This is a genomic window from Paenibacillus dendritiformis, assembly GCF_945605565.1.
Taxonomy (GTDB): domain Bacteria; phylum Bacillota; class Bacilli; order Paenibacillales; family Paenibacillaceae; genus Paenibacillus_B; species Paenibacillus_B dendritiformis_A.
In genome coordinates this window covers 4,251,204-4,271,943 of the sequence record NZ_OX216966.1, presented here as the reverse complement: position 1 = coordinate 4,271,943, position 20,740 = coordinate 4,251,204, and the positions used below count along the sequence as shown (strand labels likewise).

At 54.2% G+C, this 20,740-nt stretch carries 21 protein-coding genes; 18 read left to right on the top strand and 3 right to left on the bottom strand.

Features of this window, described 5'->3' with window-relative positions:
• Positions 1-5: 5 nt before the first annotated feature.
• Both NNL35_RS18985 and NNL35_RS18980 read left to right on the top strand, forming a co-directional pair.
• On the top strand, positions 6-752 hold the full coding sequence (locus NNL35_RS18985) for a MerR family transcriptional regulator (protein ID WP_006678303.1): 747 nt from the start codon (positions 6-8) through the stop codon (positions 750-752).
• Between the two features lie 158 nt (positions 753-910).
• Positions 911-1,735, top strand: coding sequence for a MerR family transcriptional regulator (locus tag NNL35_RS18980; protein ID WP_254553657.1), 825 nt, complete (start codon positions 911-913; stop codon positions 1,733-1,735).
• A gap of 19 nt (positions 1,736-1,754) precedes the next feature.
• Here NNL35_RS18980 and NNL35_RS18975 read toward each other — a convergent pair whose 3' ends face one another.
• Positions 1,755-2,768, bottom strand: a complete 1,014-nt coding sequence (locus NNL35_RS18975; RefSeq protein ID WP_040732576.1) for an alpha/beta fold hydrolase — start codon at positions 2,766-2,768, stop codon at positions 1,755-1,757.
• 222 nt (positions 2,769-2,990) lie between these two features.
• On the opposite strand from NNL35_RS18975, the gene NNL35_RS18970 reads away from it, so the two are divergent.
• Together NNL35_RS18970 and NNL35_RS18965 are read left to right on the top strand one after the other, a co-directional pair.
• Positions 2,991-3,575, top strand: a complete 585-nt coding sequence (locus NNL35_RS18970; RefSeq protein WP_006678306.1) for a nucleoside/nucleotide kinase family protein — start codon at positions 2,991-2,993, stop codon at positions 3,573-3,575.
• A 96-nt stretch (positions 3,576-3,671) separates the two neighbouring features.
• On the top strand, positions 3,672-4,127 hold the full coding sequence (locus NNL35_RS18965; RefSeq protein WP_006678307.1) for an SgcJ/EcaC family oxidoreductase: 456 nt from the start codon (positions 3,672-3,674) through the stop codon (positions 4,125-4,127).
• A 54-nt stretch (positions 4,128-4,181) separates the two neighbouring features.
• Here the strand turns inward: NNL35_RS18965 and NNL35_RS18960 are convergent, their stop codons facing one another.
• A complete protein-coding gene (locus NNL35_RS18960) occupies positions 4,182-4,913 on the bottom strand; it encodes an MBL fold metallo-hydrolase (RefSeq protein ID WP_006678308.1) in 732 nt (243 codons plus the stop codon).
• 363 nt (positions 4,914-5,276) lie between these two features.
• On the opposite strand from NNL35_RS18960, the gene NNL35_RS18955 reads away from it, so the two are divergent.
• From NNL35_RS18955 to NNL35_RS18925, 7 genes are all read left to right on the top strand, one after another.
• Complete coding sequence (locus NNL35_RS18955; protein WP_006678309.1) at positions 5,277-6,770, top strand: spore germination protein; 1,494 nt, start codon at positions 5,277-5,279, stop codon at positions 6,768-6,770.
• Between the two features lie 5 nt (positions 6,771-6,775).
• The gene (locus NNL35_RS18950; protein WP_006678310.1) at positions 6,776-7,993 is read left to right on the top strand and encodes a Ger(x)C family spore germination protein; all 1,218 of its coding nucleotides are present in this window, start codon (positions 6,776-6,778) and stop codon (positions 7,991-7,993) included.
• Positions 7,974-9,077, top strand: a complete 1,104-nt coding sequence (locus NNL35_RS18945) for a GerAB/ArcD/ProY family transporter (protein ID WP_006678311.1) — start codon at positions 7,974-7,976, stop codon at positions 9,075-9,077. The genes NNL35_RS18950 and NNL35_RS18945 overlap by 20 nt, the downstream gene beginning before the upstream one ends.
• The gene (locus tag NNL35_RS18940) at positions 9,074-9,277 is read left to right on the top strand and encodes a hypothetical protein (RefSeq protein ID WP_006678312.1); all 204 of its coding nucleotides are present in this window, start codon (positions 9,074-9,076) and stop codon (positions 9,275-9,277) included. Before NNL35_RS18945 ends, NNL35_RS18940 begins: the two co-directional genes overlap by 4 nt.
• A 100-nt stretch (positions 9,278-9,377) precedes the next feature.
• Complete coding sequence (locus NNL35_RS18935) at positions 9,378-10,160, top strand: alpha/beta fold hydrolase (RefSeq protein WP_254553656.1); 783 nt, start codon at positions 9,378-9,380, stop codon at positions 10,158-10,160.
• 297 nt (positions 10,161-10,457) lie between these two features.
• Positions 10,458-11,153, top strand: coding sequence for a Crp/Fnr family transcriptional regulator (locus tag NNL35_RS18930; RefSeq protein WP_254553655.1), 696 nt, complete (start codon positions 10,458-10,460; stop codon positions 11,151-11,153).
• A gap of 92 nt (positions 11,154-11,245) precedes the next feature.
• Positions 11,246-12,097, top strand: coding sequence for a DNA alkylation repair protein (locus NNL35_RS18925; RefSeq protein ID WP_254553654.1), 852 nt, complete (start codon positions 11,246-11,248; stop codon positions 12,095-12,097).
• A 183-nt stretch (positions 12,098-12,280) separates the two neighbouring features.
• On the opposite strand, the gene NNL35_RS18920 is transcribed toward NNL35_RS18925, so the two are convergent.
• The gene (locus tag NNL35_RS18920) at positions 12,281-12,865 is read right to left on the bottom strand and encodes a putative ABC transporter permease (RefSeq protein WP_254553653.1); all 585 of its coding nucleotides are present in this window, start codon (positions 12,863-12,865) and stop codon (positions 12,281-12,283) included.
• A 178-nt stretch (positions 12,866-13,043) separates the two neighbouring features.
• On the opposite strand from NNL35_RS18920, the gene NNL35_RS18915 reads away from it, so the two are divergent.
• From NNL35_RS18915 to NNL35_RS18885, 7 genes are all read left to right on the top strand, one after another.
• Positions 13,044-13,412: a YybH family protein gene (locus NNL35_RS18915; RefSeq protein WP_254553652.1), complete on the top strand. Its 369-nt coding sequence runs from the start codon at positions 13,044-13,046 to the stop codon at positions 13,410-13,412.
• Positions 13,409-13,828, top strand: a complete 420-nt coding sequence (locus NNL35_RS18910) for a hypothetical protein (protein ID WP_006678318.1) — start codon at positions 13,409-13,411, stop codon at positions 13,826-13,828. Before NNL35_RS18915 ends, NNL35_RS18910 begins: the two co-directional genes overlap by 4 nt.
• A gap of 157 nt (positions 13,829-13,985) precedes the next feature.
• Entirely contained in the window at positions 13,986-15,746 is a 1,761-nt protein-coding gene (locus NNL35_RS18905) for a sensor histidine kinase (protein ID WP_006678319.1), read from the top strand.
• Positions 15,721-17,025 carry a response regulator transcription factor gene (locus NNL35_RS18900; protein ID WP_254553651.1) on the top strand — a complete coding sequence of 435 codons (1,305 nt, stop codon included), beginning with the start codon at positions 15,721-15,723 and terminating at the stop codon, positions 17,023-17,025. Before NNL35_RS18905 ends, NNL35_RS18900 begins: the two co-directional genes overlap by 26 nt.
• A 111-nt stretch (positions 17,026-17,136) precedes the next feature.
• On the top strand, positions 17,137-18,816 hold the full coding sequence (locus tag NNL35_RS18895; protein WP_254553650.1) for an extracellular solute-binding protein: 1,680 nt from the start codon (positions 17,137-17,139) through the stop codon (positions 18,814-18,816).
• Between the two features lie 70 nt (positions 18,817-18,886).
• A complete protein-coding gene (locus NNL35_RS18890; RefSeq protein WP_254553649.1) occupies positions 18,887-19,819 on the top strand; it encodes an ABC transporter permease in 933 nt (310 codons plus the stop codon).
• Positions 19,820-19,837: 18 nt separating this feature from the next.
• Entirely contained in the window at positions 19,838-20,722 is an 885-nt protein-coding gene (locus NNL35_RS18885; protein WP_006678323.1) for a carbohydrate ABC transporter permease, read from the top strand.
• Positions 20,723-20,740: the final 18 nt, after the last annotated feature.

Here is a 20,740-nt window from a genome sequence, read left to right as displayed (position 1 = left end):
ACATCATGCTATACACGGTAAAGGAAGTATCGTCATTGACGAATGTCACCATCAAGGCGCTGCATCATTATCACAAGATCGGGCTCCTTGAGCCGCGGAAGATTAGCGAGGCGGGGTACCGGCTGTACGGGACGGAGGAGCTGGAGCGGCTGCAGCATATTTTGTTCTATAAAGAATTGGATTTCCCGCTGGAAGCGATTAAAGAGCTGCTCGAAGCGGAATCCGATCGATGGACGATGTTGATCCGGCAGGAGGAGCTCTTGCTTGCCCGCAAGCGCCGGCTCGACAACATCATTCAGACGCTGCAAGCCTCTAAGGACAGCCTGGCCGGCGGTGAACCGATAAGTCCTTCAGAGATGTTCACAGGGTTTGCCAGCGAGGAAGAATGGGAGGAAGCGCTGAGGGAGCAGCAGGAGCATGTGCAGGCGGCCTATGGCTTCGACATCTTGGAGAGCGGGACGATCGATGTTCCGCAGATGAATGAACAGGCGCAGGAAGCGGCGGCATTTATGGAAGACATGGCAGCAGCGCTGCGCGGCGGAACGAAGCATGATGACGAGGAAGTGCAGCGCGTTATCCGGACTCACCTCGACTTTTTGAACAGCCATGGGCATGCGGTGTCCGCGGCCGAATTTGCCGCGCAGACCCGTTTTTTCCTTCAGGATGATTTCCATCTCCGAATGCTCGAAGGGCAGCAGACCGGCTTGGCTTATTACCTTGCCGCCGCTGCGGCATCCTACGCCGCAGAATAACGGGAGCAGTGCCGAATGGGCGGGGAGATGGCCTTCCCGCTTTATTTCGGTCTCCCGCTCCGATTGCGGTTCAGGGGGTTGACCTTCCCCTTAGGAGGAAGGTTTATAGTAAGTTCGGAATATAGGCTTGTCAATGCTTGTCAGAAGGGAAGATGTCGGTGTTTAAGATCAGTGAGTTTTCCAAATTAAGTCAAGTCCCGGCAAAAACATTGCGGTATTACGATCAACTCGGACTGCTCCGGCCGGCCTGCAAGGACAGTCAGAGCGGTTACCGCTACTATACGAGTGAGCAATTGCTTCGTCTGCAGCGCATATTCGCGTTGAAGGATCTTGGATTTACGCTGGAGCAGATCAAGCAGATTCTCCACGATGAGGTGTCGGCTGCGGACATACGCCGTATGCTTCTCCTGAAGCAGGCAGAAGTGGAGTCCCTGATTCAATCGGAGACGGAGCGTCTGCTTCGGATTGAAGCAAGACTGAAGCAGCTCGAACAGGAGGGCGATAAGCTTCCCCGCCATGAAGTGCTGGTGAAGAAGCTGGAGCCTACGATGGTTGTATCCATTAGAGAGGCCACGAACAGAGTCCGGATTCCCGGCCTGCTCGCCGAAATCGATGAATATTTGCAATGGAACGGGCTTCCGGCAGCCAGCCGCCATATCGTAGTATGGCATAGCTATGCGGAAGGGGAGAACGGCGTTGAATTGGCCGTTGCCTGCCCGGTTCCTCGTCTCCTTCCGGACACGGACCGCTTCACAACGATGACGCTGCCCGGGATGACAGCGGCCTCGGTGACTCATATGAGCCGCCCGGGTACGGAATCCAATGTGTGCATCGACCTGGGGGCCTGGATCGAGCGGAATGGCTACCGGATCAGCCCGGAGCTGCCGAGCAGGGAAGTGTATGCGTCGCGTCAGGAAGGAGACGGCAGGATGTATGTGACGGATACGCAAATGCCGATTATGGAAGTGGATGCCATCTGCTGATGGCATCACGGCTCCGCTGTTATCGTCCTGCGGCTAACAGCTCCTTCAAGGTGGAATCGATGAACTTCGTATCCTCCGGGTTCAGCCCATAGCCGGCCAGATGGCCCCATATCGATTCGATCGGGCGAAATACGGCATTCGGGATATGGCTCGTCTCATACTTGCTGTCTTCCGAAGTAAAGTACAGGTCGGTCGTAACCGGCATAACGACCGTACGGGCTCGAATGCTGCGCAATGCAAGCGGCAAGTTCCCGTGATACAGCGGGTTCCTGCTAATATCGGCATGCTGCCATGTCCATAGCATCGCTAATAAATCGTTGGCGTCAGCGTCGATAAAGCTCTTTTCCCAGAAACCGGTTATGAATTCGGACAGGGAATCGTAGCCCATCGTTCTGTAGCATTCTTCTCGGTAAAACGGTTGGGAAAACCCCCAGCCTGCATATACGCGGCCCAATGTCCGCAGGCCGGTCTCCGGCGGCGCGGCGTATGTTCCGCTGTTCCATGCGCAATCCGCTTGAATTACCGCTCTCAGCCCTTCAATGAAGACTTCATTATGGGGCCACGTCTTGGCGGTACCGGCAAATGGCGCCAACCGCTCTACCATATCCGGATAGCTTGCCCCCCATTGAAAAGCCTGGATGGCTCCCATAGACCATCCTGTGACGAGCGCAAGCTTGGCAATTCCGAACCGTTCGGTGAGGAGCCGATGCTGCATCGCTACATTATCGAATATCGTCACATTCGGAAAATGGGCTTGATCATATGGGCTGGGTGTGTTGCTCGGGGAGGAAGACAGTCCGTTGCCGAGCATATTAGGGATAATGATAAAATAGGACTCTGGATCTAACGCCATATCGTTCCCGATAAGCCATTCATTATTATAATGCTGGTCCCCGAACGAGGTAGGGAACAGGATGGCATTGCTTTTCTCCGCATTAAGCGTTCCATAGGTCTTGTATGCCAAAAACGCATTGGGCAGCGTCACCCCCGATTGCAGTAATACATCGCCCAAGTCAAAAATTTCGTAATCCATGTCATACAGCGCCCCTTTGCTGGTTAAGGATAGATGCAACGACATGATACACCTTCCAGTTGGCGGGAAAGTCAAGATGAAAGTTGACAAGCGGATCATCTCTTATGGGAAAATGTGTTCAGGAGTTGTTATTTTTCTAAGGAAGGCAAGGGATTGGGAGGAGGAGAGAGAATAGTATAGAATGGCTTCTGGCCAACCTACTTGACAGGAGGGTATTCTGCTGTGCACACGAATTCGATTCCGCCCGTAATCGCCATTGCCGCGGTCTCCGGTGGAGGCAAAACGACGATAACCCGAAGATTGATGGAAAAATTGCCTCATGCCGCTGCACTTTATTTTGATGATTATACGTTCGAGGACTGCCCGGAGGATATTTGCGAATGGGTGGAGAACGGGGCAAATTATGAAGAGTGGAAGCTGGCGCCGCTTGCCCGAGATCTTCAATCCATGCTCCAGAGCCAACCGCCGCCTTCTTTCGTTTTTCTGGATTACCCGTTTGCTTATTTGAACAGCGCCTTGCGTGGGTATATTGATTTGTCCATTTTTATTGATACGCCGCTCGATATTGCCTTGGCACGACGCATCTTAAGGGATTTCTCCGATGGATCCATTGACGAAGTACGCGAGGATATTACGGGCTACCTCCAGGACGGGAGAATGGCCTACGCCGAAATGCTGTCAGCAGTGAAGCCGAACTCAGACCTTATCATTGACGGCTCACTGCCGGTGGATCATATCGTCGAGCGAATCTTGGACGAGGTAGAGGCAAGATTCAAGGTTCGGGTGAGGAATGACGAAGAGCGATAGAGCCGATAATGAGAGAGATGACAGGCAGGGAAGGTACAGCAGGACGCAGCGAAGGAGAGTTGATGTAGGCTGCCGAACGAAAGAGGAGGAATCGCCATGCAAGCGCAGGCAACCACAGAAGTAGAGAGTTTGTATCATCAATTGATAGATGCATGGAACAGCCGCAATGCTTCCGGGATGGCGGAGCTGTTCGCCGCGAACGGCGAGTTAATCGGCTTCGACGGCAGTCTGGCGAGCGGACCGGATGACATACTTGGGCATCTTCAGCCTATCTTCGAGCATCACCCGACAGCTCCTTTTACGACGAAAGTGAAATATGTCCGCTTGCTTGAATCGGATACCGCTTTATTGCGGGCGATTGCCGGCATGGTGCCGCCCGGACAGTCAGTGCTGAACCCGGATGTGAATACCCATCACACGCTGGTGGCGGTTCACGCCGGAGGACAATGGCGGATTGAATTATTTCAGAATACGCCGGCTCAGTTCCACGGCCGGCCGGAGCTTGTCCGGCAAATGACGGAAGAATTGACGGAAGTGCTAAACCGTACATAATGGTGCATAACGGCGGCAGAGTCACGCGGGCCCTGGCGTGAACTCTTGGCTTCCCTACCGCTTCTGCTTCACCAATTCGGCAATTCGCTGCTTGCCGTCCCCGTTGTACCGTCCGCCATGAAAGCAAATGACCTGTTGAATGTCATAATCGAGCAGGGCGGCGAGAGAATGCTGCGCCAATGCGTAGTCGATGCAGTATCGCGGATCAGGTCCGTATAGTTGGCCTTCTTCTACGATTAAGGCGTCTCCCGCGATGAGGGTGCGGCTCGGTTCGTGGTACAGGCTGATATGTCCGGGCGTATGTCCCGGCGTGCCGATGACGATGATTCCGCCGCAGATCGGCAAGCGCTGCCTGTCCGTGATCGTAGCATGCACCGGACCTGTGGGCGGGTTTTCCAGCGTATGCTTGAATCCGAGTCTCCATTGCTCCGGTACGTTGGCAGGCAGAGAGCTGACCGCTTCCGCTATCGCTGCGGGAGTCAGCTTCAACAGCTGCTGTTCTCCTTGGATGAACGGCTTCTCGATCGGGCTGGCCAGCACTTCGACCTGGGGGGCGAAGTGTGCTGCGATGGCCGGCAGGCTCCCGATATGATCGAGATCCTGATGCGTGATGATGACCTTGCTCAACCGATCGAAGGACAGGCCGGCGCGAGACACCTCGGCAGTCAATAGAGGAAGCTGACCGGGATAGGTCGTATCCACCAATACCAGCTCGTCCTCATCCCAGAGCACAGTCGGATGAATCGTCACGGCGCGTCCCATCATGTCCGCGGAAATCGTGAGCATGTAAATTCCACTCTTGCCAACTGTCAATTAATATCTCCTCCAATCCAATGTTCACACACATCGTATCAGATGAATATTCCTTTTGTAAACAATAAAATATTTTATTATATCATAAAAATAATTATTTGTCAATAGTGATTTTGTAGTACGCTGGAGGCGAAAACGATGGTTCGGAACGCAAGGGTATGCCCTTGCGTTTTTGGTGTAGTAAAAAAAGATGAAATGATCAAACTAGAATCGACGCCATTTCCAATGAAATTCCTAACTCAACCGGCAATTTATTATCAAAAAGGATGGCGCCGCTTGTTTGCATAACCAATCGAGTGAATTACGGAGTCCTATATCTTACCCGGAGGGCAGTCCATGAGCCATCACACCCGCATAAACGCCGATAATCCGATATTCGATTCATCCCGTACTGACGAGTTCGCCGATCGGCTGACAAGCGTCCTCGGACATCCGCCCGATCTGGTTGATCACTCGTTCGTGATTCAGCAGCCAGAGCTGGAAGGACGATGCTTATTTCTCGAGACGCTGGTGGATAAGAACAAAATTGAGGATAATGTGCTTCGCATGTTTGCCGAGCAGCCGCTGTCTCCTCCTTCAGATGGAGACTCGAATGTAGAAGAGATGGTGAAGCGGCGAATTCCCATCGCTACGATTTCCGTTGCCGAAGATCTGGCAACCTGCACGCAGCGGCTGCTGGAGGGCCAATGTCTGCTTGTCATTCCTGGGGCGACGCATGTGCTTGTGCTGGATGTGGCCAAGTTCCAGCATCGCGCCGTAGCGGAACCGAAGACAGAGACGACGGTGCGCGGGCCGCAGGAGGCGTTGAATGAGGATGCCGGAATCAGCATCGGCTTGATTCGGAAAAGAATCCGCACCTCCGACTTGTGCTTGGAGCAGATGATCATCGGCACCGCAACGGAGACGAAGGTGATCATGCTGTACATGAAATCGCTCGCCCCCGAAGGAATCGTCAACGAATTCCGCTCCCGGATAGGCAAGATTCATACCGACAGCATCCTGGAAGGCACGTATGTGGAGGAGTGGATTCAGGACAAGTCCATGACGATTTTCCCGACCATGGTAAGGACGGAACGGCCGGATGTGGCGGTATCGCATCTCCTCGAAGGGAGAGTCGCCGTTATGGTGGACGGAAGTCCGCTGGTTCTCATCGGACCGTTTACCTTTATGCAAAGCTTCACGTCGCCGGAAGACTATTACCAACGGGCGGATATTGCCACGTTTTTGCTCTGGATCCGGTTTCTCGCGTTCATGCTGGCCGTCTTTGTTCCGGCTCTCTATATCGCTGTAACCTCCTATCATCAAGGGCTGCTTCCCCCTTCGCTTCTCATCAGCATTTCCGCGCAGCGGGAAGGCGTGCCATTTCCGTCTTTTATCGAGGCATTTCTGATGATGACCATTTTTGAAGTGCTGCGGGAGGCAGGATTGCGGATGCCGAGGGTTGCCGGTCAAGCGATCTCGATTGTGGGAGCGCTCGTCCTCGGCGAAGCGGCCGTAACGGCAGGCCTTGTGTCCGCCGCGATGGTTATCGTGGTCGCCATCACGGCGATTGCCCACTTTGTCGCGCCATTTTACAACTTCGGCATTACGCAGCGGTTCCTCCAATATTTTTACATGATATTGGCTGCCGTCTCCGGGGGATTCGGGATATTATGCGGCGTGCTGTTCACCCTGATCCATCTTGCCTCCCTTCGGTCGTTCGGCGTGCCGTATCTTGCTCCGGTGGCGCCGACGTTCGTCTCCGACTGGAAGGATGTGCTTGTGCGCGTCCCGCGGCCATCGATGACGACCTTCCCCCGCATGAATAAGACGCAACGGAAAAAAAGGTGAGGTGCATGAGGCTCAATACCATTTTGCAGGCAGGCAAGCGAATCATCATCGGCATCTGCTGCCTCTGTCTGGCCGGCTGCTGGGATATGATCGAGGTCAACGAGTTGGCGATCGTCAATCTGGTCGGGATGGACAGGGATCCGGATAACGGAAAGTATACGATTTCTTATCAGGTTATCAACCCTGAGGGGGTCGCGACGCAGAAAGGGGGCGGCATGAAAGCTCCCGTTTACACCTACCGCATCGAGGCATTTACCCCGGGAGATATCACCGACAATCTGTATGACATCATCCCGAGGCGGCCGTTCTACGACCATTATCAGGGGGTGATTGTTACGGAGCGGTTTGCGGAAGCGGGAATGAATGAATTGATCAATTTTTTTGAAAAGCAGCCGGATCGCCGATCTACCATCTATTTGTTCGTCACCGATGCGCCGCTGTCGGACATCATGAACACGTATATTCCGATCGAACGGCTGCCGGGCCGCGCCGGCCGCTCCATTCTTGAACTCAAGTCCAGATATTCGGACCAGTCAAGCCAGCAGGCGAGGGCGAAGGATTTCGCAGAAAATATGGAAAACTTCAAGCTTACCGTCCTGCCTGTCATTCGCTTGTCCGCCTTACCGTCCGCCCCGACGGCAGAGAGATTCGACAGCATCGATGCTAATGAGGGGAATTTCCAAGTAAAAGGAGGCGCCGTATTCAAGCAGGATCGGATGATCGGGAAGCTGAAGGATTCGGAGATGACATGGTACTACTTGCTGAGCGGTCAGATGGGCATTCTGTATCAATCGCTGCTCGTCAATGAACGGCGCGTCGATGTCCAGGCCCCTGAACCGAAGGTGCGCAGGCAGCTGTCGCTCGTATCCGGCCGACCCGTGCTCCATATGGATATTAACGCGGAAATGCAGATTTTGAACAATACCCAGAATGAGCCGTTAACGATGCAAAATATGGAAGAAATCAAGCTGAAGTTCAAGCAGGCGGTGGAAAAACAGGCCTCTGATTTTTTTGATGAGACCAAGCAAAAGGGCTGGGACCTGCTCGGAATTGAAGCGCAAATCCGGAGCAGTAAAGGAAGAGAGTGGGCTGCGGCCAAGCGGGATAAGGAACTGTGGAAGAATGCGAAGCTGGAGCTGTCTGTGAAGAGCACCATCAATACGATTGGAAATACGATCAATCCTTACAAGAAGAGGGATAACGATGGAGAACGTACGCATTAGCGGGTGGCAGTTCTTTTTACTGGTGTTCAATTTTACGATCGGCACCGCTTTTTTTCTGAGCCCCGGCAGGCTCATCATTGCGGCTCGTCAGGATGCGTGGCTCATCCCGTTGTGGACGGGAGGCGCCTCTATCCTGATCGCTTGCCTGTGGCTGATGCTGGCGAGAGGCAATCCCGGCTTAAGCATCGTGCAAATCTGCACCAAGGTCGCCGGGAATAAGATCGGAGGGTTCTTTGCCGTCCTCTATATCTTCTTCTTTATCGAGACGGCTAGCTGGGTCACGCGCAATTTGGGCGATTTCATGAAGACGGCGCTCATGCCCAGGTCCCCGATATCGATGTTCCATCTGATGTTTTTGGCTGTCGTGTGCTACGCCTCGATCAAAGGGATACAGAGCATCGCGCGCGTGAACGAGCTGTGCACTCCTCTTCTTGTGCTTCTCTTGATCGCGATTTGCTTGTTCTCGCTGGCGGAATGGAAGTGGGAACGATTCGAGCCGATGTTCACCATGAACGTGTGGAAGACGATGAAGGAGACAAGAGCGTTTATGGGTTTTCCTTATCTGGAGGTTGTCTGTCTCATGATGATTGTTCCTTATGTCAAGACCCGGATAAAGTCCGGTCTTCTGCTTGGCCTTGTCCTGGCTACCGTCTTGCTGAGCGGCATTCTTTTCGTAACGATCGGCGTGCTCGGCGTTACGAGAGCATCTCATTTTTTATACCCGCTGTATGTCATTGTGCAGGAGGTGCGCATCGCGGAATTCATTGAACGGGTAGAGACGACCATCGTCATCGTATGGCTGATATGGATTTTTATTAAGCTGTGCATTGCCTATTATTGCGCCGTGGCGGGAATCTGTCAGTTATTCCGGCTGCAAGACAGAACCTGGATTGCGCTGCCGCTCTTATTGCTGATCTCAGGGCTCGCGCTTACATCCGGAGAAAATGTCGTGGAAAATATCGAATGGGGAATGCGGTATATGTTCGAATTTGCCAGTCTGTTCGGAGTCATACTTCCGCTGATGCTGCTCGTACTGACCTGGATTCGGAAGCGGCGGGAGGGAGAGGAGGAGACACCGGCATGATCGGATTTTTGGTCATCTTCCTGGCGGCCGGGGGCGGCGCACTAGCCATTCAGCTGCGCAAGCGTACGCCGCGCCGTGAGGTCGGGCTGTTCGCCGCTTTGTCTGTCCTCGGATGCATCGTATGGATCAGCATTTTTATGGACCGCAAGATCAATCCAACGGATTGGATAGCCTGGGTGCTGGACCGGGTGGGGTGGTGATCCCGCCGCAGCTGGGCCGTTGCGAAGGCCGCCCCGATTAGGTACAATTTCTACATCAGCGGGCTACATTCGTGAACTTGAACAGAAATGCGGTGAGCACATGAATTCGATTCGCATCCATGGCTCCGCCCCTTATTCGGTCGCCCTGGTGCATGGCGGGCCCGGGGCAGCGGGAGAGATGGCTCCCGTAGCCGCGGCGTTATCAAGGTATGCCGGAATATTGGAGCTGCATCAGACGAAGTACAACATTGAGGAACTGGTCACGGAAATGAAGGAACAGTTATTGGCATCAGGTCATCCTCCCGTGACTGTCATCGGGTATTCCTGGGGCTCCTGGCTCGGCTTCATCTTCGCCGCTCGCCATCCCGAGCTGGTGCGCAAGCTCATTCTCGTAGGGAGCGGACCGTTCGAAGAAGCCTATGCCCAGGAGATCATGAGCACAAGAATGAAGCGCTTGTCCAGCGAGGAACGGGCCGAATGGAACGCCATGATGTCGAGGCTCGGCGCAGGGGAAGCCCTGCCGGATCTGACGCGGCTGGATGAGCTCATGACCAAGGCCGATACATACGAGCCGCTGGAAGATGCGTCGAAGGCGGAGCCGCTTCACGTCAATGCCGATCAGCATGAGCGCATCTGGGCCGAAGCAAGCGCGCTGCGGAGTTCCGGGCGGCTGCTGGAGCACGGAAAGCGCATCGCCTGCCCGGTCGTCGCCATCCATGGCGAGCATGACCCGCACCCGTATCAGGGCGTATTCGCCCCGCTGACGGATGTGCTCAACGGCGTAACCTGCATCCTGCTCCCACGATGCGGGCATACTCCGTGGAAGGAACGGCACGCTTCGCACTCATTCTATGACATTCTTGGCAATGAACTAAATTCTTGATACGGAAAAGCGGGAGACTGCCATTCGCTAACATGGAAACGGGACGGTACGGGCTTCAAGAGGCCAAGTGCCGTCCTTTTGTTATTGGTTTGAACCAAAGGTTACTCTCCCCGCTGACGAACGTACCGATTGCCGGCTCCCTGGTTTGAAATTCCAGACGCACACTATGTATGATAGGAAATGTAATGCCGTCACCGGCCTATCGGTTGTTCTCTCCGCGACGCTTCAGGAAGCGCTGCACGGCATAGAGCATAACGACCGGGAAGCATTTGAAAACGGAATGAGAGGATACCTGGAATGATACCGAATCAGGAGAACATTAAATATTTATCGCAGTTTAATCTGCTGCATTCCCTGTCCGAAGAAGATTTGATCGAGATGGATCAATTAACCTCGATTACGACCATCCGGAAGAATACATTTATTCAAACGCCGGATTCGAGTCCGCAAGGGCTGTATTTCGTGAAGAGGGGAACGATCCGGCTGTTCAAGCTGACGGCCGAGGGCAAGCAGTTCACTCTCGATATTTTGCGCGAGGGCAATGTATTCGGGGAAGTGGATCTCATCTCGTTCGGCACGAGATATCTGTATATCGAGACGTTGGAGGAATGCGATATCTGCCTGATGGATAAAGAACGGTTCGAATCGTTCATCATCCATCGCCCCCGGTTCATGCTTAATCTCATCAAGGTAATGAGCGAGCGTATCATCGGGATGAGTGATCTGGCGCAGCATTTGGCTCTTGGCAATCTGCAAGATAAAATCATATACGCCTTGCTGAAGCTGGCGGATCAATTCGGTCTGATCGACGATCATGATTATTACCGGATCGACTATTCGATCTCGCAGCAGGAGATCGCGCATCTCGTCGGCGCCAGCCGGGAAGCCGTTACGGCGTCGCTGCAGGAGCTCGCGGCAGCGGGAGTTATCAAGACGGGATTCAAGACGATCTTCATTCATCGCGAGAAGCTTCGGGAGAGACAGCGCGGGTAAGCGGAAGTTGTAAGCTGGATTACATCTTTTATCATTCGACAAAACGTATCGTAAAGACATGGAAATCTTATACGATATGGAGGACAATACCGATGAAGCAAGAAACGAAAGGCCCTGTACCCGAGGCGATTATGCAGCGGACCGGGGCGCGCCGGGCGGGTGACATTCCGCCGGAGGTGCTCGAGCTGCTGCACCGCGGCCAGTTGGAGACTGTCAACTTGACGGAATGGCTTGCGGTCGATCACGAGAAGCTGCTCGGGCAGATCGTTCGAGAGCATGGACTGGAGCCTGAGTTAGAGGCGATCATGTCTCCTCTTGCCCGTCTGGGCGAAAGGAAGATGATGACCGTTATCCCGGCGGTTGCGGCAGGGTGGCTCGATCTGATGGAGCGTGTCTCCGCTCAGGACCGAGCGAGAATTTTCGGCGAACTGGCCGGACACCGGTCAGACAGCGTTCGCTGCTGGGCCGCTTATGTCATCGGCCTCGATCAGCGGCTCCGCCTTGAGGACAAGCTGGCGGGCATCCGCCCGTTCGCCGCGGATTCCCACTTCGGCGTGCGGGAGATCGCGTGGATGGCTGTGCGGGAGCCGATCGCTCGTGAATTGCAGGCGGCCATTGGTCTGCTGGGCGATTGGGCGCAGGACGCGGATGCGAACGTCCGCCGATTCGCCATTGAAGCGACGCGTCCCCGCGGGGTGTGGGCGAAGCATATTGCCGCATTGAAGCAGGATCCCGCCCTTGGGCTGCCGCTGCTTGAAGCCGTGAAGTCCGACCCGGTCAAGTATGTGCAGGATTCCGTCGGGAACTGGCTGAACGACGCTGCCAAGACGAATCCGGAATGGGTGCTTCGACTGTGCGATGACTGGCTCGAGGCTTCAGATACGAAGGCGACGCGGCGTATTGCCGCCAGGGCAACAAGGAGTATAACGAAGGGCCGGACCTAGCGTTGTTATGCCAAGATAATCCGCTTATCCCATCCGGAAGATAGACGGCCTGCAGCGATCGCTGCAGGCCGTTGTTCCCCTCCTGTTGCGGTTGCCCCGGCCGTTCCTGCGACTGGCTCGCGCATCTCGCGGCAGACGGACCGGGATGGAAGCCAGCCGCCGGAGGACCGGCGCGGCAGACGGCTACGGGGCCGGGCTCGGCTGCTGTTCCTCCGCCGATTCGTCCTGCGGCGAGTGGCGCCGGATAGCGAACAGCAGCTCCATGGCGAAATACAATACGGCAGCCGGGAACAGCCATTGCCAGTACGGCTCAGCCGCCCGATAGACGGCGACGAGAACAGGATGGATCCACCGCAGGCACAGGTAGGAGAGGAAGACCCAGCATAGGGAATAGGACAGGCAAATATGACCGTGAAGCTGCAGGGGCAGGTTCGAGTAATCCCACCATTGGCGCCCGAAAAAGGTCTGAAGCAGCCATCCGCTCACATATTCCACGCAGGTGGGCACGAGGAAGCAGAGCAAGAGGACGACAGTCCAATGCGTATCTGGCTTGGCAAAAGAGACAACGAGCAGCGGCGCAAAGCCGTACATTGGCTTGAACGGCCCCCATAGAAACCCATCCTTGAAAAAGACGCGCGTCGTAGCCAGACTATACACATTTTCCAGCAACCAGCCTAATAACGAGTAGACAGTAAAAAAGAATACAACGGCCGCCGCCTCATACAGGAACGATGAATGCGGCACCAGTTCCCCTGCCGGATGAAACATAGCGCGAAACCACCTCTCATGATCGTTTTCTCTATACTGTAGATTTCGCACCATATGTTGGAATTATTCATTATCAGGAAATTCCTCAACTTTTTATAAGAAAGTGCTGACAAGGCCGGAGACAGGCGGATGGGAAATGTTGTATACTAGGGGCACTATAATTGAAGGGGAGACATTCATGAGCTACAAAAATGCGCTAGACAGATACATTGAAGCGACCAACAGTCATGATTTCTCGAATGTCGGTAAATGGGTCGACAGCAACGCGGTTTACTGGTTCTCGGACAAGACATGCACGACGCCGGAAGAGATCCAGCGTTATTTTGAGAACGCATGGGAGACCGTGAAGGAGGAGAAATATTCAGTTACGGACGTAGTCTGGATTGCGGAAGACGAGAATTCGGCCGCTTGCATTTATACGTATCATTGGGAAGGGTTCATTGATGGCCGGTATGGTTCCGGCAAGGGACGCGGGACGAACGTCTTGGTGAAGCGTAATGACGGGTGGAAAATTGTTCACGAGCATTTGAGCGGGCAAGTAGCATGAACTCATTGCGATTCATGAAGCTGATGCTCATCGGGATGGTCTTGCTTGTGGCCGGATGCGGAGTAACCGGCGAGCAGCCTGACCAGGCGCCTTATATATTGTCCTATGAATTCAATTCCATTGAACCGGAGCATGAGGAGTTTATCAACGATTGGCTGGCAGAAGCCAAGGCGGAACCCGACACGAGGATTCATTCCTATGAGATGGAGGAGTATTCGTACAGCTTTGTGCGCGGTTACAAGGACGTGAACATTTCCTTCATCTACGAGAATGGGGAAGGGAGACTGAAGCAGCGGTTCATTAAAGGATCGGATCAGGATGAAGTGTTCGTTAAAATCAAATTCAATCCTTCGCTCTGCTGCATCGGTTCTATCTATGAGACGGATGATGCGGAAGCGGAGGGTGCCGGGAAGTAAGGGCAAGGGTTCTATAGCCAACGAAAGGAGCCGCATTGTACAATAAAGTGCAGTGTGGCTTCTTTGCGCTGTTCCGGCGGGAGGGAGACTCCTGCTCTCCGGCTTGCGGAATTGGTATATAATGCGGGTAATGCTAGCTGCCCAGGAGGTTCGATACGTGAAAAGATTGAACTTGCAGGTATATCAGAAGGTGATTATCGTGTTCGCGGCATTAGTCATTCCGATGACAGCGATAACGATCGCCGTCAATATGAATGCGGTGTCTTACCTGAAGGCCAAAATTCTGGAATCGACCCGAGACAAGGTCAATTATTACCGCGACCAGTTGAACAACCAGATTACGTTCATCCGCAACCAGCATCTCGCCTTCATGACGGACGCCAATCTGGAGGAGCTCAGCTTCAAGGCGGACGCCCTCACCAAGTATGAGGAACTGCTTCTGATCCGGCGGATACAAGATCGATTGCAAACGATGGCCAATTCAAGTGAATTCGTGCAGGATGCCGCGGTCTACATCGAGTCCACCGGGCGTGTCGTGTCGCTCGGGGACGGGATTCGGCCATTCATTCCGGGCAGCAAATGGGACGCGATCAGACAGATCGCGCTGGCGCAGAAGCAGCCTTTTTATTTGCATAACGGCCGCATGTATTTTGTCGAGACCTCGAAAAATGAGACGATCACGACCTACATCCAGATTCCTCAGGACCATATGCTCGCGTTATCCGAGAAGATGATACCGAAGCAGGGCGACAATGGATTCTTCCTGGCCGATGACCGCTTCCGATCGATTATCAGTTCCTCGCGCCGGTACGATATCGAGAGCGGAATTGCGCAGCATATGATGCAGCAGAAGGACGGCAGATGGCAGGAAGGGAGCTTCCGGATCGCTTACAATAATATGAACTACTTAATCATTTATGACCGTGTCAATGCGTTGGGCTGCACGCTGTACACCTATATCGACGAGAGAGAGATTACAGGCGTCATCAGCAAATACAATTGGCTTATCGGTGCGGCCGCCGCCGCAGCGCTGATCATTATTGTCATTTTTGCCATGTCGGTCAATCAGATGATTCATAAGCCGCTGCGCCATCTCATTCGCGCGTTCCGCAAAATCGAAATGGATCCGCAGCAGTTGACGGCCGCCTCCACATTCCCCAACAATGAGTTTACCTACTTGAATCACAGCTTCGACCGGATGCGGAGCGAATTGAGCGCTTCGATTCAGCTCAATTACGAGCATAAGCTGCTGCTTCAGCAATCGGAGCTGCGCCAGCTGCAATCCCAGATCAATCCGCATTTTCTGTATAACGGGTTCTATAATGTGTACCGGATGTGCCGGGCGGAGGATGTGGAAGGGGCGGCCGAGTTGTCGCTGAAGCTGGCTACTTATTATGAATTCATCACCCGGAGCGGAAGCGATGAGGTGCCGCTGGAGCGGGAATATGAGCATGCAGAGGTCTATTGCGACATTCAGCGCATCCGCTTCGCGCGCTCCGTCCATATCGCCATCGAGCCGCTTCCGGAAGCCGTTGCGAAGCTTCCTGTGCCGCGGCTCATCATTCAACCGATTGTCGAGAATGCGTTCAAGCATGCGTTCGAGCGGGAGAGGAAGCGGGAGACATGCTTGCTTGCGGTAGAGTACGAGGCGGAAGAGATCGCGATTCGGGTGGAAGACAGCGGCAAAGCGTTGACCGATGAGACCATTGAGGCATTGAACAAGCAGTTCGCGAACCCGGCTGCCGTAACCGAGAAGACAGGGTTGATTAATGTATGCAACCGCTTGCAGCTCCGATATGGCGGCAAGAGCCGCATGAAGGCGAGCCGGAGCCGGCTGGGCGGCCTATGCATTGAGCTACTCTTGCCTGCACATCCAGAGGGAGGGTCTGAAGATGTACCGTATCTTGATCGTCGATGACGACGCCATCGTAGTGGAGGGATTATCGCAGTTGCTTGCTGCGCATTACAAGGAGGAGCTCGATATTTGCAAGGCGTACGGCTCCGAGGAAGCGTCGGATATGATGAAAAGAACGAAGCTGGATATCGTCATCAGCGATATCGACATGCCGTGGAAGTCAGGGCTCGACATGGCGGATGACATCATGCGCTATTGGCCGAAATGCCGCATCATTTTTTTGACCGGCTACAGCGACTTCAATTACATTTACAGCGCGATGAAGAAAAGAGCCTCGCATTTCATCCTGAAGACCGAGAATGACGAGCATCTGCTCCGTGTCGTCCAAAGTGTGCTCGATGAGCTGGATGGAGAGCGGAAGAAGCAGGATGTGCTGCGGCACGCGCATACGGAGCTGGAATTCTTGCGTCCGCTGCTTACGAGAGAGTGGCTTCAGGCGCTGCTGGAGCAGCCGGAAGCGGGACATGCCCTCATGGCCAAGGGCGGCGGGGAATGGGCGATTCAGGCCGGGAACCCCTTTCTGCTGCTGGTCGGCAGCGCCCGCTGGAAGGAGGAGATCTCGTGGGAGACGAAGGTGCAGAGCTACGGCTATGTGCTGAATGTGTTCAAGGAACTGCTTCCTCCGCTGCTTGCGGCGAATGGCTTCGTCATGCATGACTCCTTGTTCGTCTGGCTGATTCAGCCCCGGAAGGAGGATGCGGCGTTCCGGAACACCGACGGCAGCGTCGCTTGGGATCAGGTTGCCGATTATTTAAGAGGGACGCTGGAGAACATCCAGAATGAGTTCATCTCCTTGCTGAAGCTCGAAGTATCCTTCCTCTTCCACCGCCAGCCATTGGGATGGGACACGTGGAAGCGGGAGCTCGATTATTTGCAGCAGAAGGTGCAGCGCTGTATATCGGGGAAGGTTCATCTGACGATAGCGGACGTCGGGCGGCTGCAGCAGGATGACGATACCGAACGCTGGGTGCAGGAGGTGCACTCGTTCATCGCCAGCCATCTGAGCGATGATCTGTCCCTCGTCCGCATTGCCGAGAAGGTTCATATGAATCCGAGCTATCTGTCCCGGTATTACAAGCAGGTGACCGGCCGCAATCTGTCCGAATATATTTCGGATACCCGGCTGGAGGCCGCGAAGAGATGGATAGTGGAGGAGCGGATGAAATTCCATGATATCGCCTTCCGTCTTGGCTTCAATTCCCCGTCGTATTTTACGACCTTCTTCAAAAAGCTGACTGGACAGACCCCACAGGAATACCGGGAAGCTCATCTTCCGAAATGAGGTAAACAGATCGAAATCAATGTCAACAAAGTGAAATTGAAAGCGCATACAGAGGGAGTTACGCTTAATGGTGTAGACATTGCGCACCGATTTTCGAAGAGGGGGATTCGCATGAGAACACGCTTGAGCAACACCATATTTATCTGGACGCTGCTGCTATCGCTTGTCTTCGTCTCCACACTGGCCGGTTGCGGAAGCAGGCAGGGGGCCTCTCCGCCAGGGGGCGAGACGCCGGCCGCGGCAGTAGAAAACGAGATCTCGGCCGATCCGCTCTGGAAGTACCCGGAGCCCGTCAAGGTTACACAGGTTATCGGCTATGGCGCGCCGGAGGATCCGAAGACGCCGAAGGGGACGACGCCGGCGACGAATGCGTACTTGAAGAAGCTGAAGGAGATGCTGAACATCGAGGTTGAGTTCCTCTGGCAGGTGCCGAGCGATCAGGCGCAGCAGAAGTTCTCGCTCGCCATCGCGTCAGGCGACTTGCCGGACGTATTCGAGATCGGGATTACGGATTATGAGAAATTCAAGGAAGACGACATGCTGGAGGACTTGACGGAAGCGTACGAGAAGTATGCTTCGCCGGAGCTGAAGGCTTATGTGGAAGCGGATGGCGGCAAGACACTTGAGATGTACAAGAGCGACGGGAAAATATTGGCGCTGCCGAATTTCGAAGATCCGTTCATGTCGGCCCAGATATTGTGGCTGCGCAAGGATTGGCTCGATAAGCTGAATCTCAGCGTTCCGCAGACCATGGACGAGCTGGAGAAGGTCGCTGAAGCGTTCGTCAATCAGGATCCGGACAGGAACGGCAAAAAGGACACATACGGGATCGCGTTCAATAAGGATCTGGTCTCCTGGGGCTTCGACGCGCGCGGCTTCTTCTATTCGATGGGGGCTTATCCGAAGGCCTGGATCAAAAATGCGGAGGGCGCCCTCGTGCCGGGCGAAATTCAGCCTGAGACGAAAGCGGCGCTGGAGCGCATGAATCAATGGTACAGCAAAGGCCTGATTGACAAGGAGTTCGCGTTCAAGGACATTGACAAGGTCGTCGAGGATGTCGTCGCGGGGAAGGTGGGGATCTCGTTCGGAGAATGGTGGTATCCGAATTGGCCGCTCAACATGAACCTGGATCAGAATCCGGAAGCCGAATGGATTGCGGTCCCGATTCCGTCCTATGACGGCAAGCCGGGGCAGACGCTGATTCCTAGCCAGCGGCTGAGCCGGATCTACGCTGTGCGCAAAGGGTATGAGCATCCCGAAGCGATCATCAAGATGGCCAACTTCTATCTGGAGTTGGAGAAGCCGAAGTACAAGGATGAGGTCAAAGCTGAAAACGGCTATGTCTATAACTGGTATCAGCCGCGCTTTTACAATCCGTTCGATTTTGAGACCGCTTACACGGAAGTAAATGAAGCGTTGAAGAACAAGAAGGAGCAGATTGATTCGGATAATCCGACCTCGGTGGAGGTGTTCGATGCCGCCACGAAGTATTTGCAAGGCGACAAAGCCATGTGGGGCATGTACACGAGCCGTGCCGCGGAAGACGGAGGCTGGGGAATTACGCGCCAGCTGCGGGATAAACCGTATGTAGTCAATGAATTCTATGGCACCGCCACCCCGACGATGACGGAAAAGAGCGCCTCCCTCAACAAAATGACGGATGAGATGTTCACGAAGATCATTATGGGCTCCGCCCCCATCAGCGAATTCGAAAAGTATGTAGAGAGCTGGAAGAAGCTTGGCGGGCAGGACATTATGGACGAAGTGAACGAATGGTACGCCAACAAGTAAGCCATGGCGACAATCCGGGGGAGAGGGTGCGAAGCGCGCTCTCCCTCGCCGTTACGGGAGGAAACTGCGAATGTTGAATGCAACGAAAGCTCAGATTGCCGTTACGCCGCGTCATAAGCGGCGTATCCGTACCTTGCCGCTCCATCTCATGCTGCTTCCCGGCGTAATCATCACGCTGATTTTCGCTTACGGTCCGATGTTCGGCATCGTCATGGCCTTTCAGAAGTATACGCCGTCGAAGGGCTTTTTCGGCTCCAAATGGGTCGGCTTCAAAAACTTCGAGTACATCTTCAATATGCCGGACTTCTATCAGGTGCTGTGGAATACGATTATCATCGCGGTTCTGAAAATTATTTTCTCGCTGCTTGTGCCGCTGCTATTGGCTTTACTCCTTCAGGAAATCAGGAGAAGCTGGATCGTCCGAACCGTACAGACGAGCGTATTTCTGCCGTTCTTCCTCTCCTGGACGATATTGGCGGGGGTCATTTTCGAGATTTTCTCGCTGCATGGTCCGCTTAACTCGATTCTCGCTTACTTCGGGGCGGAGCCGATCATGTTCATGGGGGACAAAAGCTGGTTCCGCGGCATCCTGATCGGTTCGGACGTATGGAAGGGGATGGGCTACAACATGATCATCTTCCTTGCTGCGATTCTCGGCATCAATCCCAATCTGTATGAAGCCGCGGAGATTGACGGTGCGGGAAGATGGAAGCAGGTGCTCCATATTACGCTGCCGGGCATCGTGCCGATCATCGTGCTGCTCGCCACGCTGAGTCTGGGGTCCGTGCTGAATGCCGGCTTCGAGCAGATCCTGCTGCTCTATAACCCGCTCGTGTATGAGAGTGCGGATGTCATTGATACGCTGGTGTACCGGATGGGGCTGATTGATCAGCAATTTTCGCCGGCGGCGGCTTTTGGGTTGTTCAAGTCGGTCGTCTCGGTTATCCTCGTATCCATTTCTTATTACTTGGCCTATCGCTTCACGAATTACCGCATATTCTAGCGAGAGGAGACGTCATGCATGCATTACAAGCCATCGCCCTCCAGAGTGGCATTTCAAATCATTAACGGCATTGTGCTGGCAGCCATTACGCTGCTCGGCATCATTCCGTTCATTCATCTGTTGGCCGTCTCGTTCAGCTCGAACTCGGCCGCCGTGGCCGGTCAAGTCCGGCTGTGGCCTGTGGAGTTCACCTGGGATGCTTATGTCTATCTCGGGCAAAAGGCAGAATTCTTCCAATCGCTCTGGGTCTCCATGCAGCGCGTCGTGCTCGGGACGATCATCAGCATGCTGCTGTGCGTGCTGTCAGCCTATCCGCTATCCAGGGAAACGAGCGACTTCAAGTCCCGCACCGCTTATGTATGGTTTTTTGTCATCACGATGTTTTTCGGCGGCGGGCTGATTCCGACGTACATGGTCGTCAAGAACGCCGGCTTGCTGAATACGATCTGGGCCCTCATTATCCCTGGGGCGCTGAGTGTCTGGAATATGGTCATGCTGCTGAACTTTTTCCGCAATATTCCGAAGGATCTGGATGAAGCGGCGATTATGGACGGTGCCGGGCACGGGTCGCTGCTGTTCCGGATTTACTTGCCGGTCTCTCTGCCCGCCATCGCCACGATTCTGCTGTTCACGATTATCGGCCACTGGAATTCCTGGTTCGACGGCATTATTTACATGAATTCTCCGGACAATTATCCGCTGCAGACGTATCTGTCGACGCTGATCACCTCTTCGAATAAGGAGAGCATATCTGTCGATGAGCTGGCGACGATGCAGAGCTATGGGGAAAAGACGCTGCGCACGGCGCAGATCTTCCTCGGGGCGCTGCCGATTATGGCGGTCTATCCATTTTTGCAGAAGTATTTTGTGAAAGGCATTACGGTAGGCAGCGTCAAAGGTTGATGCCGCTTGTGCTCAGGA